The sequence below is a fragment of the Mycolicibacterium cosmeticum genome, assembly GCF_000613185.1.
In the GTDB taxonomy this organism is placed as follows: domain Bacteria; phylum Actinomycetota; class Actinomycetes; order Mycobacteriales; family Mycobacteriaceae; genus Mycobacterium; species Mycobacterium cosmeticum.
Genome location: NZ_CCBB010000003.1, coordinates 800,159 through 812,893, shown reverse-complemented (window position 1 = coordinate 812,893; position 12,735 = coordinate 800,159). Strand labels below are relative to the sequence as shown.

Sequence of the window (12,735 nt, the reverse complement as noted above, 5' to 3'; positions counted from 1 at the left end):
GTCCAGGCCGCTCAGTCGCCGGCCTGCGGCAGTTCGTCGGCCGCGATCTCGCACGGCGTGCGCGGCGGCTCCGGGACGGGTTCGGGCACCGGTACGGTCAGCGGAACCGGAGCCGCGGTCACCGGTTCGGGTACCGGCGTCGGAGCCGGCGGATCAACTTGAGCGGCACCGGGTTCGGTACCGTCCATCGCGTCGGCGGCCGGTTCCCCTTCCTCTTCGGTCGGCTCCTTTCCGTCGGCGGCGGCGGCATCGTCTGCGGCCTGCTCGTCGGCCTCCTCGTCATCGGACTCGTCGGTTTCGTCGGTTTCGTCGTCGGGGCCGACTCGATCCCCGTCCGGCTCGTCGAGGCCCAGCGGGTCACCGGCCGACGAGTCGGACGCGGTGTTCAACAGGCCGCCGATGAGATCGGCGATCTGCTGCCCGATTCCGGTCAAACCGGTTCCCGCCGACGACAGTCCCGAACCGGACAGCCCCGATCCCAGACCGCCGGCCGGCAGCGCGGCGGACAGCGGGTCGGCGGCGGGCGCCGCCGTCGGAGCTGACGCCGGAGCCGGGTCAGGGGCGAACGCGGGTGAGGCCGCGGCGGGGGCCGTCGCCGCGACCGGCGCACCGAACCCCGGCGGGTCGGCCGAGATGCCCGCGGCCGCAGCGTGGTACGCGTCGCGCACCGAACGCTGGGTGGACTGCATGACATCGGCCCAGTCCGAACCGATCGCGACCGTCACGAACGGGTTGACCTTCCCGTCGACGATCTCGCTGGCGGTGTCCTGGGCGCCTGCGCCGGTGGCCACCGCCCGCGCCGCCGGCCACCACTGTTCTCGCTGCGCGCGGTCCTCGATGTCCTGCACGGCGGCCACCTTGCCGCTCACCAATTGCCATAGGGTGTCCCGCAATTGGCCCAGCGTGTCGGCGACCCGACGCAGCGCGGCCTCCGCCACTGCCGACGACTGCGCATGCTGCCCGATGACCGCGGCCGCCGCGTCGGCACCCGGGCCCTGCCACGCCCCGGCCAGCGCCACCCGCGCGGCGTCCTGCAACCGGGCCGCCTCGTCCACCGCACCCAATGCCGCCGCGACCGCCGCGCAGTCGGCATCCAGCGCCCCCAGATCCATCCCGTCCTCGGCGGTGTACGCGTCGTGCAGTGCGCCCGGCTCCGCGGCGGGATGGCCGAGCGCGCGACAGGCCGCGACGTAGTCGGTGAGCACCTCGACGGCCGGCGCGCCCCGGGCGAGCGCGCCGTCGACGTCATGCCCGGTCATCCGAGCCGGCCCGCCGCGCGGCCGTCGGCGTCGGTGTAGTCCCGCACCGATGTGCGCAGCAGGACGGCGATCTCGCGCGCCGCCCGGGACCAATCGGCCAGCCGGGCGCAGCTGCGTTCGACCGCGAGGCGGACGGCGTCGCCGGAATCGGCATAGGACCGCCCGGCACGGGATCCGTCGAAGCTCAGCCGCGCCAGATGCGAGTGCAGCGCCGTGTCGAGCAGTTCGGCGGCGGTGTCGTAGCGCTGTGCGGCGTCGAGCACCACGCCGGTGTCGATACGCGTGTGTCCCATGCTTGGTTAGGACGCGGCGGGCACCGGATCGGTTCCCTGTACGAGCGGGATTATTTGTGGCCGCTCACCGATTCGGCGACCCGGACGGCCAGTTGGCGGGCGGTGTCCTCGTCGGCGGCTTCCACCATCACCCGGACCACCTGCTCGGTTCCCGAGGGGCGCAACAGGATTCGCCCGGTGTCGCCGAGTTCGGCCTCGGCCGCGGCCACCGCCGTCCGCACCGACGGCGCCTGCGCCACCGTCGTCTTGTCGGCCACCGCGACGTTGATCAGCACCTGCGGCAACGTCTGCATGGGTTGGGAAAGCTCGGCCAGGGTGGCCCGGGTCTGGGCCATCCGCGACATCAACCGCAGCCCGGTGACGATCCCGTCGCCGGTGGTGCCGAAGGCCGGCAGCACGATGTGGCCGGACTGCTCACCGCCCAGGGAGAACTCGCCGTTGCGCAGCTCCTCGAGGACATAGCGGTCGCCCACCGCGGTGGTCCGCACCTCGATACCGGCCGCCCGCATGGCCAGATGCAACCCCAGATTGCTCATCACGGTGGTCACCAGGGTGTTGGACGCCAGTTCGCCGGCGTCCTGCATGGCCAGCGCGAGCATGACCATGATGGCGTCGCCGTCGACGATCTCGCCGCGGGCGTCGACGGCGAGGCAGCGGTCGGCGTCGCCGTCATGCGCCAGGCCGAGATCGGCGTGGTGGGCGAGCACCGCGTGGCGCAGGGTGTCCATGTGGGTGGAGCCGCAGCGGTCGTTGATGTTGAGGCCGTCGGGTTCGGCGTGCAGCGCGATCACGGTGGCACCCGCGGCGCGGTAGGCCCGCGGCGCGGCCTGGAACGCAGCACCGTTGGCACAGTCGACGACGACGGTCAGCCCGTCCAGCGGGGTGCTCACCGCCTTCTGCACGTGCCGCAGGTACCGCTCGAGCGCGTCACCGGCGTCCACCACCCGCCCGATACCGGCCCCGAGCGGCCGGCTACCCGGGCCGGCGTTGACCAGTTCCTCGATGCGGTCCTCGGTGGCGTCGTCGAGCTTGTGCCCGCCGGGGCCGAAGATCTTGATGCCGTTGTCCGGCATGGCGTTGTGCGACGCCGAGATCATCACCCCGAAGTCGGCGTCGTAGGCGTTGGTCAGATAGGCCACCGCGGGGGTGGGCAGCACGCCGACCCGCAACGCGTCCACACCCTCGGCGGTCAGGCCCGCGATGACCGCGGCTTCGAGCATCTCGCCGCTGGCCCGCGGATCCCGGCCGACCACGGCGATCCGGCGGCGTGCGGTGTCGACGTTGCCGAGCCGGGCCGTCGCCGAACCCAGCGCCAGCGCCAGCTCGGCGGTCAGCTCGCGATTGGCGACACCGCGCACTCCGTCGGTCCCGAACAGTCGGCGCATCTTCGTGTGGTCCTCCTCGCGTGCGGCTGCACTCTTCCATGAAATGCCGAAGGCGGGCGTGTCCATACTGCGACACGCCCGCCCACGAGCAGAAACGATCAGCGCTTGCTGTACTGAGGCGCCTTGCGGGCCTTCTTGAGGCCGTACTTCTTGCGCTCGATGGCACGCGGGTCCCGAGTGAGGAAGCCGGCCTTCTTCAGCGCCGGACGGTCCTCGGGCTGGACCAGGATCAGCGCCCGGGCGATGGCCAGCCGCAGCGCGCCGGCCTGGCCGGACGGGCCGCCACCGTCGAGGTGGGCGTAGATGTCGAACTGGTCGACGCGGTCCACCGTGACCAGCGGAGCCTTGATCAGCTGCTGGTGCACCTTGTTGGGGAAGTAGTTCTCCAAGGTGCGGCCGTCCAGGTGGAACTGGCCGGTGCCGGGCACCAGGCGAACGCGGACGACGGCCTCCTTGCGGCGGCCGACGGTCTGGATCGGGCGGTCGATGTAGACCGGCTCACGCGGAGCAGCGTCCTCGACGACCGCCTCCTCGTAAACCTCGGTGGTCTCACCGGTCTCGGGGGTTTCTTCGAAGACCTCTTCGGTCACTTCGGACTCGGTCCCAGTCACTTCGGTCACTGCGCCACCTGCTTGATTTCGAACGGAACCGGCTGCTGCGCGGCGTGCGGATGCTCCGGGCCGGCGTACACCTTCAGCTTCTTCTGGATCTGACGGCTCAGCTTGTTGTGCGGCAGCATGCCGACGATCGCGTTCTCGACGACGCGGGTCGGGTGCTTCTCCAGCAGCTCGCCGATGGTGCGCTTACGCAGACCGCCCGGGTAACCCGAGTGGCGGTAGGCGAACTTGTTGTTGAGCTTGTCGCCGCTGACGGCGACCTTCTCGGCGTTGATGACGATGACGAAGTCGCCACCGTCGACATTGGGCGTGAACGTCGGCTTGTGCTTGCCACGGAGCAGCTTGGCTGCTTCCACGGCGAGCCGGCCGAGCACCACGTCCTGGGCGTCGATGACGTACCACTGACGCGTGGTGTCACCCGCCTTCGGCGTGTATGTAGGCACAGTCCCTACCTTCTCTTCTCGGGTTGGTTTGCCGGTCCGGTGTGCGCCCGTCGGAATCCCAGCGACCGACGTTGACCTGGGAACCACCTCCCCGCCTGGGGGCGGCGCACACCAACGGAGCAGCTTACCGGGCACCGTCACCGCAGGTCAAAACGCCCGAGCTACGGTGAGGTATGGCGGTCCAACTCACGGCGGTCCAGGCCGACATCACCACCCGGCGCGTCGACGCGATCGTCAACGCCGCGAACACTTCCCTGCTCGGTGGTGGCGGCGTCGACGGCGCCATCCACCGGGCGGCCGGCCCCGGCCTGCTCGCCGAGTGCCGCACCCTCGGCGGCTGCGCCACCGGCGACGCCAAGCTGACCGGCGGCCACCGGCTGCCGGCCCGCTTCGTCATCCACACCGTCGGCCCGGTGTGGCAGGGCGGCGGCCACGGCGAACCCGGCCTGCTGGCGTCGGCGTATCGCCGCTGTCTGCAGCTGGGCGCCGAACACGGCATCACCTCCATCGCCTTCCCGTGCATCAGCACCGGGGTCTACGGCTACCCCGCGGACGCGGCGGCGCGGATCGCCGTCGACACCGTCCGGGTGACGCTGCCGCAGGCGCCGACCATCGAGTCGGTGACGTTCTGCTGTTTCTCCGCCACCGACCTGACCATCTACCAGGAGTTGCTCGTCCCGCCGTGAGTGCGGGCGCGCTCAGGGCGCCAGGATCGGGCGCAGCGCGTGCAGCACCGCCGGGTCCTCGATGGTCGAGGGCAGCGGCTCGTCCTTGCCGTGGGCGATACCGCGCATCGCCTTGCGCAGGATCTTGCCCGACCGGGTCTTGGGCAGCGCGGGCACCACGTCGACCGATTTGAAGCTGGCGACGGCGCCGATCTCGTTGCGCACCAAGGCGATCAGCTCCCCGGCCAGGGTGTCGGCCGACACCTGCGCCGCCGCGTTGGCCTTGAGCACCACCAATCCGCGCGGCACCTGCCCCTTGATCTCGTCGGCCACCCCGATGACCGCGCATTCGGCCACCGAGGGATGCGTGGCCAGCACCGCCTCGATCGCGCCGGTGGAGAACCGGTGCCCGGCCACGTTGATCACGTCGTCGATGCGGCCCATGACGAACAGGTAACCGTCCTCGTCGAGGTAGCCGCCGTCGCCGGTCAGGTAGTAGCCGGGGTACTCGCTCAGGTAGGAGGCCTGGTAGCGGGCGTCGTCACCCCACAGGGTGGGCAGCGTGCCGGGCGGCAACGGCATCCGGATGCAGACCGCGCCCTCCTCCCCCGGTCCGCACGGCACCCCGTCGGCGGTCAGGATCTGCACGTCGTATCCGGGCATCGGCACCGTCGGTGAGCCCGCCTTGAACGGCAGGCGCTGCACCCCGACGGGGTTGGCGGCGATGGCCCAGCCGGTCTCGGTCTGCCACCAGTGGTCCACCACCGGGATGCCGAGCTTGCGCACCGCCCAGTGATAGGTGTCGGGGTCCAGTCGTTCACCGGCCAGGAACAGGTGCGCCAAAGAGGACAGGTCGTAACGCGCCAGGTAGGCGCCGTCCGGGTCTTCCTTGCGGATCGCGCGGATCGCCGTCGGCGCGGTGAACAGCACCTTCACCCGGTACTCGTCGATCACCCGCCAGAACGCGCCGGGGTCCGGGGTGCCGACCGGTTTGCCCTCGTAGAGCACGGTGGTGGCGCCCAGCAGCAGCGGCCCGTAGACGATGTAGGAGTGCCCGACCACCCAGCCGACGTCGGAGGCCGCCCAGAACACCTCACCGGGTGCCACGTCGTAGATGTGGCGCATGCTCCACAACAGGGCCACCGCGTGACCGCCGTTGTCGCGCACCACACCCTTGGGTTTGCCCGTGGTGCCCGAGGTGTAGAGCACGTACAGCGGGTCGGTGGCGGCGACGGGCACCGCGTCCTGCGCCGTGGCGGTGAACATCGCCTCGTGCCAGTCCACGTCGCGCCCGGCCACCAGCTCGCACGGCGCCTGATCGCGCTGCACGATGACGCAGTGCGCGGGCGGATGCGCCGACGCCTCCAGCGCGGCATCCAGCATCGGCTTGTACGCGACGGTGCGCGACGGTTCGATGCCGCACGAGGCGGAGACCACGACCGTGGGTCGGGCGTCGTCGATCCGCGCGGCCAGCTCGTGGGCGGCGAACCCGCCGAACACCACCGAGTGCACCGCGCCGATCCGGGCGCAGGCCAGCATGGCGATGACCGCCTCCGGGATCATCGGCATGTAGATGACCACCCGGTCGCCCTTGCGCACGCCGAGCCCGTGCAGCACACCCGCGAAACGCGCCACCTCGTCGAGCAATTCGCGGTAGGTGTAGGTGCGTTTCGTCCCCGTGACCGGGGAGTCGTAGATCAGCGCCGCCTGCTCGGCGCGGCCACCGGCCACGTGCCGGTCCAGGGCGTTGACGCAGGTGTTCAGCTCACCGTCGGGAAACCAGCGGTAGAACGGCGGGTTGGTGTCGTCGAGCACGCGCTCGGGTGTGCGGCTCCACGTCACCGCATCGGCGGCCTGCGCCCAGAAGGCGGCAGGCTCGGCGATGCTGGCCTGATAGAGCTCCCGGTAATCGCCCATGGTGGGCACACCTCCATTGTTCTCGACTGTTCGCGGGGTTGTGACGGTCATGGGGCCACCGCACGCAGCGGGATGCCGACGACGATACGAGCCGCGTTGTGCCCCAATGTGCGCGCCGCCGCCGAGCTGACCGCGGGGCCGGCGTGCAGGCCTGCGGTGGGCCCGGCCAGCTGCTCGTGCTGCACACTCACCGCGCCGCGCCCGTCGATCCCGACGCCGACGGACAGCGACGATTCGAGCGCCGCCGAGCGAGCCAGGGTGTGCGCGTCCTCGTCGGTCGACCGCCGCGCCAGCACCGCCGGGACACCCTCCTCCTCGATCCCGGCGAGCACGTGATCCTCCAGACCCGGTGCACCGCAACTGATCACCAGTATCGCCGGCGGAACGGGCTGGCCACCCTCACGCATGGGCGGCCACCAAGGACGCCGCGAATGCCGCCACCAATCCGGACGCCACCGCGTTGCGCGGCCCCTCGGTACCGCGCACATTGCCGGTGCCGCAGACGATTCCGTACGGAGCGACCGCGTCGGCGATCAGCTGCGGGATCTCGAAATCCAGTGCGCACCCGCCGAGCAACACCACGAAACCGATCTGGCGCAGATCACCGCCCGGGGCGATACCCCGCAGCGCGCGCAGCGCGTTCACCACGAACACCCGTTCCTTGGCGGTGCGCCGCACGCCGCGGATGCGGTCCAGCGAATGCCGGGTCGGGATGGGGCTCATCCCGGTGTCGCCGAGGGTCACGACCCGCGCGAACGCCGTGGCGGGCAACGGCGTGTCGAAGAACTGCACGGTCCCGTTCTCCAGCCGGACGTGGAAGAAACTCTCCGCCTTGCCCAGTGGGCAGCGCTTGATCTGTTCGGCCAGTTCCAGGTTGTCCAGGCCCAGCTCGGCGTCGATGAGCTTGGTGACCAGGTCCCCCGCACCCGCCAGATGCGTTGCCTCGGTGCGCCCGTCGGTCTGGATCACCGCGGCATCCGACGAACCGCCGCCGAGGTCGAGCACCACCAGTGGCTTGTCGGTGCCCGGGGTGGTCAACGCGCCGAGCACCGCCATCTCGGCTTCGACGCCGCCCACCACGACCTCGACCGCCTCGGCGCCGAGACCGCGAAGTTGCGCGGCCACCTCGTCGGCGACGGCCTGCATGCCACTTTCCTTGGTACGCACCATCGCCGCCAGCGCGACGGCGTTCTCCAGGGCGACCTCGCCGGCCACCCCGCCGCGCACCTCCTTGGGCACCAGCGTGTCGATGGCCAGCAGATCCTGGATGTGTACGTCGGCCAGCGTGTGGTTGGACAGGTCGGCCATGCTCTGGCGGACGTTGGCGATCATGCCGCCGGAGTTGGTCCCGGCCTGGCCCGTGACGTCCATCAGCGGGCTGACGCGTTCCACTTCGGCCATCACCTCGACCGCGCCGCGGGACACGTCGACGGTCGCGGTCTTGCGTGCACCGATCAGCGTGAGCGCACCCGCCGGAATGGTCCGGTCGGCCACATCGCCGGACGGGGTGCGGACCACCACCGCCGACCGGTTGCCGGTGAGCGCCCGCGCCACGGGTGAGACCACCCTGGTCTGCTCGGGGTCGAGCCCGAAAATCGTCGCCAGCCCATAGGCGTTCGACAAGGTCCGGATGGACTGCCCCGGTGCGGCCACCTCGACGGCGGCGGTCATCCCGCGCGGCACCGCCTCGATGAGCGACACCTCGTCGATGATGGGGATCTTGGTGTCCAGTCGGTTGGCCACCAGGACGGCGTCGTCGTTGCGCAGGATGGCCCCGCTGACCTCCACCCCGCGGTGCGCCGCCGCGTTGATGGTCGCCGCGACGACGTCGAAGTCGACATCGGCGGGCACCACCACGATCAGCGGCGTGCCCGGCGTGGCTTCGGCCAGTGCCGCGAAATCGACGATGGTGCCGACCCCCAGCCCCCGGCCGCCCGGAGTGCGCGGATCATGCCCGATCATCGTCGACTCGGTGATGATGGTCTCGGTGATGGTCTCCATGGCCAGCCCGCTGATCACCGGGGTCGCCTCGTTGAGCAGCACCACGTCCAGCTCGGCGATGCCGATCCCGGCGTGCTGCAGGGACCACACCACGGCCTTGGCGACGCCTTCGACGTTCTTGACGGTGCCCTTGATACCGGTGGTGCGGGTCAGGGCGGAGCCGAGGAACACCGCCCCGCCGTCGGCGTCGATCTTCGCGAGGCTGGCTTCGGTGGTGGAGTTACCGATGTCGACCCCGACCACCGTGCGTCGACCGCTGCTGTTTCCCAAGCCGAAACCCGAATCACACCACCGCGGCCGCGGAGAACTCCGGCATGACCTCGACCGGCTTGGCGTCCTTGCGCACCAATTCGGTCTCCTTCAGATGCAGCAGCGCGGCCTTGGCCTGCCAACGCGGGCGGGCCATCTGATCATTCAGCGTCGGAACCGGTTCCGGGGATTCACCTTTGGCGTACTGCGCGGCGTTGGAGCCGATGCGCCGGTAGGTCTCCAGGGTGAGCAGCGGGCACTGCGGGAACAGTTCCAGGCTGGACAGCCGCGGCAGGTCGCGCTGGTGGATCATCGAGGTGCCCCGCGACAGGATGCCGATCCCGATGCCCGACCCGGACAGCCGGGCCGCGGTGTGCGCCATCGCCGCCAGGTCGGAGGAGTTGCGCACCCGGATCACCCGCGCGCCGACCTCCTGCTCCTCGATACCCGCCAGCACCTGACGGATCACCTCCGACAGCGGGATGTCGACGATGGTCTTGCTGAACAGCTCTCCGAAGCCCGGTGAGATGGCGACGACGACCTCGTCGGGCCGGCTGCCGCGGGCGGCACGGCCGATTTCGGTGAAGGTCAGTTCGCGTTGAACATCGTTGGCCGACACGGTCATTGCACCTCTTCTTCCGGGTTCGACGCGCTCGTCACGTGACGAAGCCGCTTCATCTCTTCCCACCGTTCACCCGACGGGCGGTAGCCGGTGCCGGGGCCGGCGTAGTCGTTGGCGTCGTTGATCGCCGAGAGCGGTGCACCCTTGGTCAGGATCGCCGAGGTCTGCAACAGGTCACCGGAGATCCGCTGGCGCAGGCTGGCCAGCAGGTTCTCGGCGATATCGGAGAAGCCGGTGGCCTCCAGCGCCTTCACCAGATCCAATCCGGTGATGTTGCGGTCCATGACCTGCTGCGCCCCCTTGAGATCCTCCAGTACGTCCCGGGGGATCAGATCCTGACTTCCGTTGGCGTACACCGCCGTCTCGATCTCGGCGTCGGTGATCGGCGGCAGGTCGAGGTACTTGAACACCGCCTGCAGCGCCTTGGCCGCCTTGGTGCGCGCCGCCAGGATCTCGGACTCCTTCACGTGCCGCAGACCGCCGTCGATCTGCAGGTCCCGCTGAATGGTGTTGAAGTCGTCGAAGTCGTCGCTGTCGACGTTCGACCCGGCGAACATGTTGTCGTAGTTGGGCACCGCCGAATAGCCCGAGCACACGAAGTCGGTTCCCGGCATCATCTGCGGCATCAACCGCGCGGTGCGCCGCATCGGCGAATGTGAGAACGACTGGTCGTTGCCGGATGCGCACTCCAGGTCCACCGCCGAGGCGATCAGGTTCTCGGCAGCCACCGCGCGGATACCGCCGGGCACCGCACCGGGAACGCCGATACAGGAGATCGAGCCGTTCTGCAGGCCCTGCACCCCGGCGCCCTTGGTCACCAGGATGCAGCGGATCTCCAGGTACAGCATGGACTTTCCTTGCGCGTTGCCCATCTGCACCTCGGATCCGGTGCCGGAGGTGAAGCGCATCTTGATGCCGCGGGACGCGTAGGCCGCCGCCAGGAACGCCTTCGACCACGGGGTGTCGTCGCCGTCGACGAAGACCGGTTCGGTGCCGTACACCGAAATGGTCTCGGCGTACCCGGTGATCCCGCGCATGCCGAGTTCGAGTTCGGTGGCCTCTTCCAGGGCGCACTGGGTCTGGGCGCCGGCCGCACCGGCCTGGCTCCCGATGGCCTGCGCCATGGCGACCAGCGGCGCATACCGGACGACACCCAAAGTGGTTTCGACCTCGGCGAATCCGCGCAGGGTGGCCTCGGCGGCCTCACACGCCACCTGCAGCGGGTTGTCCCGGGCGCTGGTGCAGTGCGCCTGGTTCGCCGGGGTGCGGCGGGCGCGCATCTTCTGCATGCCCATCATGATCTCGACGATGTTGAGGTTCTTCGCGACGGCCAACAGCTTCGCGGGGGTGAGGCCCTTGGTGACGGCGATGACCTCGTCCCGGCTGACGCCCGGGTCGACGAGCATGCCGGCGATCTCGGCGGCCGGAATCGCCATGGACTGTTCGGTGGTGGCCACGTCGATCGCCTTGTCGGCGATGAACTGGTCGATGAAGTCGAAGTCGGCGCGAACGGTGCCGTCCATCTCGACGATCAGGCCGTTCTCCACCCGGACGCTGGGTTCCGGATCGAACGGGCTGTCCATGGCCACCATGCCGACCTCGGGCCACTCCTCGACGAAACCGTCGAGATTGACCGGTCGCGCTTCCAGCGCCTGGGTGCGCAGCGATTGCCGGACGGCGGCCGGATGGGGAGCTACTGCAGTCATTCGGTTCTCCTATTCGCTGGTGGCCAGGATGTCGCGGCGCTCGTAGACATCGGCCGCCTCGAGCACCAGGGCGGCAAGGTGCGCGGCGTCATATCGGGTGGTCAGTTCGTCGGCGATGGCCTCGAGCTCGGCCTTGGTCGAGGCGTTCGGCCGCAACGCGTTGTAGATCTCCAGCACCCTGGCGTCCGGGATGGCGGTCATCTCGGCCGCGCGCCGCAGGTTCGCCCCCAGCTGCGGCCGGCCCACCTTCTCCGAGATCTGGGCCTGCAAGCGCAGCGTGTCGGGGGTGATGCGCAGGTCGGTCGCCTCGATGTCGCCGGCGACCACAGCGTCGATCGTGATGGCTTCGATGGATTTGCCGTTGGGGGTGAACAGCAGATCGCGCCGGTGGACACTGAGCGGGTAGTCGGTCGCGGGGTCCAGGGTGGGTTCCGTCATGCACTACTCCCAGTTGAGGGATGACCGCTCGAAGGGGTCATCTCGGTCCATCACTGCTCGATCCAAATTTGTGACACGGACTGGCCGCGACCCGCCCATTGTGTCTCGTGTCACGTTGCACCGACGTTGCAGCGACCAGCGGCACCAAATGTGCAGGTCAGCGCGTTTCGGTTGCGGCAGCCCCACCTTTCGGCCAGGTCTGCCACTCCCCCGTCCGGCCAGTTCTGCGGTATCCCCGGGTCATCGCCGCGCCGGCGGCGCTAGCGTGCAACCACCATGAGCGGCGGCGGCACACCGGGCGGCGCCGAGCTGGCCGGATTGGCCGGGCTCGGCGAGTACTTCACGCTGCCCGCCCTGGAGGGAACCGTATCGGACACCGAATGGTGTTCACTGGCAGACCTTTTCACCGACACCGTGCTGACCGATCACGTCCGGCGCACGCACGCGGCGATGACGACGGCGTCCGGCTGCCCGCCGCAACAGATCCCCGTCCGGGTGGCGGCGTCGTCGTTCCAGCTGGGTGTGGCGGCACGGCTGCTGTCACCGGTGATCGGGGCGGCGCTGTGCCTCGGGGCCGTCCCCGTGCTCGACCTGCACTCGCTGCGCTGGCAACCGTCGCTCACCCACACCCCGCGGTTCGCCGTCACGGGCCCGGACTGGGCCGACACCGGCGCGGCGGATGCCATCGCGGCGACCGTGGTGCCGGCGCTGATCGACCTCGGCGCCCGTCTGGATCGGTTGTTCGCGCTGTCCACCCGAGTCACCCTGGGCAATATCGCCTCGGCGGCCAACGGTGCGGTGACGGTGCTCGGGATGAGCAGGCCCGAACTGCTGGTTGCGGGCCGTGCCCTGGTCCGGGCGCTGCTCCACACCGCAGCGCTGGCCGGCAGCGGCAGCTTCACCGGCGACCGGTTCACCCGGCGCAGCTGCTGTCTGTACTACCAGGTGCCGCGGTCGGGGCTGTGCGGCGACTGTGTGCTGGTCACGTCACAGCCGGGCGGCGCCGACTGACTTCGTCTCTTTGCAACCCCGGTGCAACGCTGCCGGCATTAGCATTCGCCGCTCAGCGGCAGGACGGAGGTCGACCATGGGCTGGTCACAGACGCGCTACGCACCACCGGAGCCGGGCAGGCGCGGCGC

At 70.0% G+C, this 12,735-nt stretch carries 13 protein-coding genes; 2 read left to right on the top strand and 11 right to left on the bottom strand.

Annotated elements, in window-relative coordinates; translation table 11 throughout:
• Nucleotides 1-11 precede the first annotated feature (11 nt).
• The 5 genes from BN977_RS23055 to rplM form a co-directional block, all read right to left on the bottom strand.
• Nucleotides 12-1,259 carry a hypothetical protein gene (locus tag BN977_RS23055; RefSeq protein WP_036401770.1) on the bottom strand — a complete coding sequence of 416 codons (1,248 nt, stop codon included), beginning with the start codon at nt 1,257-1,259 and terminating at the stop codon, nt 12-14.
• A complete protein-coding gene (locus tag BN977_RS23050) occupies nt 1,256-1,552 on the bottom strand; it encodes a type VII secretion target (RefSeq protein WP_036401767.1) in 297 nt (98 codons plus the stop codon). Before BN977_RS23050 ends, BN977_RS23055 begins: the two co-directional genes overlap by 4 nt.
• A gap of 50 nt (nt 1,553-1,602) precedes the next feature.
• Entirely contained in the window at nt 1,603-2,937 is a 1,335-nt protein-coding gene (gene glmM / locus BN977_RS23045) for a phosphoglucosamine mutase (RefSeq protein WP_036404229.1), read from the bottom strand.
• 98 nt (nt 2,938-3,035) lie between these two features.
• Nucleotides 3,036-3,527 (bottom strand): 30S ribosomal protein S9, encoded by a 492-nt coding sequence (gene rpsI, locus BN977_RS23040; protein WP_046873376.1) that lies wholly within the window; start codon nt 3,525-3,527, stop codon nt 3,036-3,038.
• 26 nt (nt 3,528-3,553) lie between these two features.
• Nucleotides 3,554-3,997 (bottom strand): 50S ribosomal protein L13, encoded by a 444-nt coding sequence (gene rplM, locus BN977_RS23035; protein ID WP_024455524.1) that lies wholly within the window; start codon nt 3,995-3,997, stop codon nt 3,554-3,556.
• Nucleotides 3,998-4,170: 173 nt separating this feature from the next.
• Between rplM and BN977_RS23030 the strand changes: the two genes are divergently transcribed.
• The gene (locus tag BN977_RS23030; RefSeq protein ID WP_036401764.1) at nt 4,171-4,683 is read left to right on the top strand and encodes an O-acetyl-ADP-ribose deacetylase; all 513 of its coding nucleotides are present in this window, start codon (nt 4,171-4,173) and stop codon (nt 4,681-4,683) included.
• 12 nt (nt 4,684-4,695) lie between these two features.
• On the opposite strand, the gene BN977_RS23025 is transcribed toward BN977_RS23030, so the two are convergent.
• Genes BN977_RS23025 through BN977_RS23000 form a run of 6 tightly spaced genes read right to left on the bottom strand, consistent with a single transcriptional unit; the run spans nt 4,696 to nt 11,595 of the window.
• Nucleotides 4,696-6,630 carry a propionyl-CoA synthetase gene (locus tag BN977_RS23025; RefSeq protein ID WP_084172655.1) on the bottom strand — a complete coding sequence of 645 codons (1,935 nt, stop codon included), beginning with the start codon at nt 6,628-6,630 and terminating at the stop codon, nt 4,696-4,698.
• Nucleotides 6,627-6,986, bottom strand: coding sequence for a glycerol dehydratase reactivase beta/small subunit family protein (locus BN977_RS23020; RefSeq protein ID WP_024455527.1), 360 nt, complete (start codon nt 6,984-6,986; stop codon nt 6,627-6,629). The genes BN977_RS23025 and BN977_RS23020 overlap by 4 nt, the downstream gene beginning before the upstream one ends.
• The gene (locus tag BN977_RS23015) at nt 6,979-8,850 is read right to left on the bottom strand and encodes a diol dehydratase reactivase subunit alpha (protein ID WP_036401762.1); all 1,872 of its coding nucleotides are present in this window, start codon (nt 8,848-8,850) and stop codon (nt 6,979-6,981) included. The genes BN977_RS23020 and BN977_RS23015 overlap by 8 nt, the downstream gene beginning before the upstream one ends.
• 13 nt (nt 8,851-8,863) lie before the next feature.
• Nucleotides 8,864-9,454, bottom strand: a complete 591-nt coding sequence (locus tag BN977_RS23010; RefSeq protein ID WP_036401759.1) for a propanediol/glycerol family dehydratase medium subunit — start codon at nt 9,452-9,454, stop codon at nt 8,864-8,866.
• Nucleotides 9,451-11,157 carry a propanediol/glycerol family dehydratase large subunit gene (locus BN977_RS23005; RefSeq protein WP_036401757.1) on the bottom strand — a complete coding sequence of 569 codons (1,707 nt, stop codon included), beginning with the start codon at nt 11,155-11,157 and terminating at the stop codon, nt 9,451-9,453. Before BN977_RS23005 ends, BN977_RS23010 begins: the two co-directional genes overlap by 4 nt.
• Before the next feature lie 9 nt (nt 11,158-11,166).
• Nucleotides 11,167-11,595 (bottom strand): diol dehydratase small subunit, encoded by a 429-nt coding sequence (locus BN977_RS23000; RefSeq protein WP_036401755.1) that lies wholly within the window; start codon nt 11,593-11,595, stop codon nt 11,167-11,169.
• 276 nt (nt 11,596-11,871) lie between these two features.
• On the opposite strand from BN977_RS23000, the gene BN977_RS22995 reads away from it, so the two are divergent.
• On the top strand, nt 11,872-12,606 hold the full coding sequence (locus BN977_RS22995; RefSeq protein ID WP_051561832.1) for a (2Fe-2S)-binding protein: 735 nt from the start codon (nt 11,872-11,874) through the stop codon (nt 12,604-12,606).
• Nucleotides 12,607-12,735: the final 129 nt, after the last annotated feature.

Coding starts and splice junctions, on each gene's coding strand:
- BN977_RS23055 (WP_036401770.1), bottom strand. CDS start 1,259: ATGACCGGGCATGACGTCGACGGCGCGCTCGCCCGGGGCGCGCCGGCC.
- BN977_RS23050 (WP_036401767.1), bottom strand. CDS start 1,552: ATGGGACACACGCGTATCGACACCGGCGTGGTGCTCGACGCCGCACAG.
- glmM (WP_036404229.1), bottom strand. CDS start 2,937: ATGCGCCGACTGTTCGGGACCGACGGAGTGCGCGGTGTCGCCAATCGC.
- BN977_RS23030 (WP_036401764.1), top strand. CDS start 4,171: ATGGCGGTCCAACTCACGGCGGTCCAGGCCGACATCACCACCCGGCGC.
- BN977_RS23025 (WP_084172655.1), bottom strand. CDS start 6,630: ATGACCGTCACAACCCCGCGAACAGTCGAGAACAATGGAGGTGTGCCC.
- BN977_RS23020 (WP_024455527.1), bottom strand. CDS start 6,986: ATGCGTGAGGGTGGCCAGCCCGTTCCGCCGGCGATACTGGTGATCAGT.
- BN977_RS23010 (WP_036401759.1), bottom strand. CDS start 9,454: ATGACCGTGTCGGCCAACGATGTTCAACGCGAACTGACCTTCACCGAA.
- BN977_RS23005 (WP_036401757.1), bottom strand. CDS start 11,157: ATGACTGCAGTAGCTCCCCATCCGGCCGCCGTCCGGCAATCGCTGCGC.
- BN977_RS23000 (WP_036401755.1), bottom strand. CDS start 11,595: ATGACGGAACCCACCCTGGACCCCGCGACCGACTACCCGCTCAGTGTC.
- BN977_RS22995 (WP_051561832.1), top strand. CDS start 11,872: ATGAGCGGCGGCGGCACACCGGGCGGCGCCGAGCTGGCCGGATTGGCC.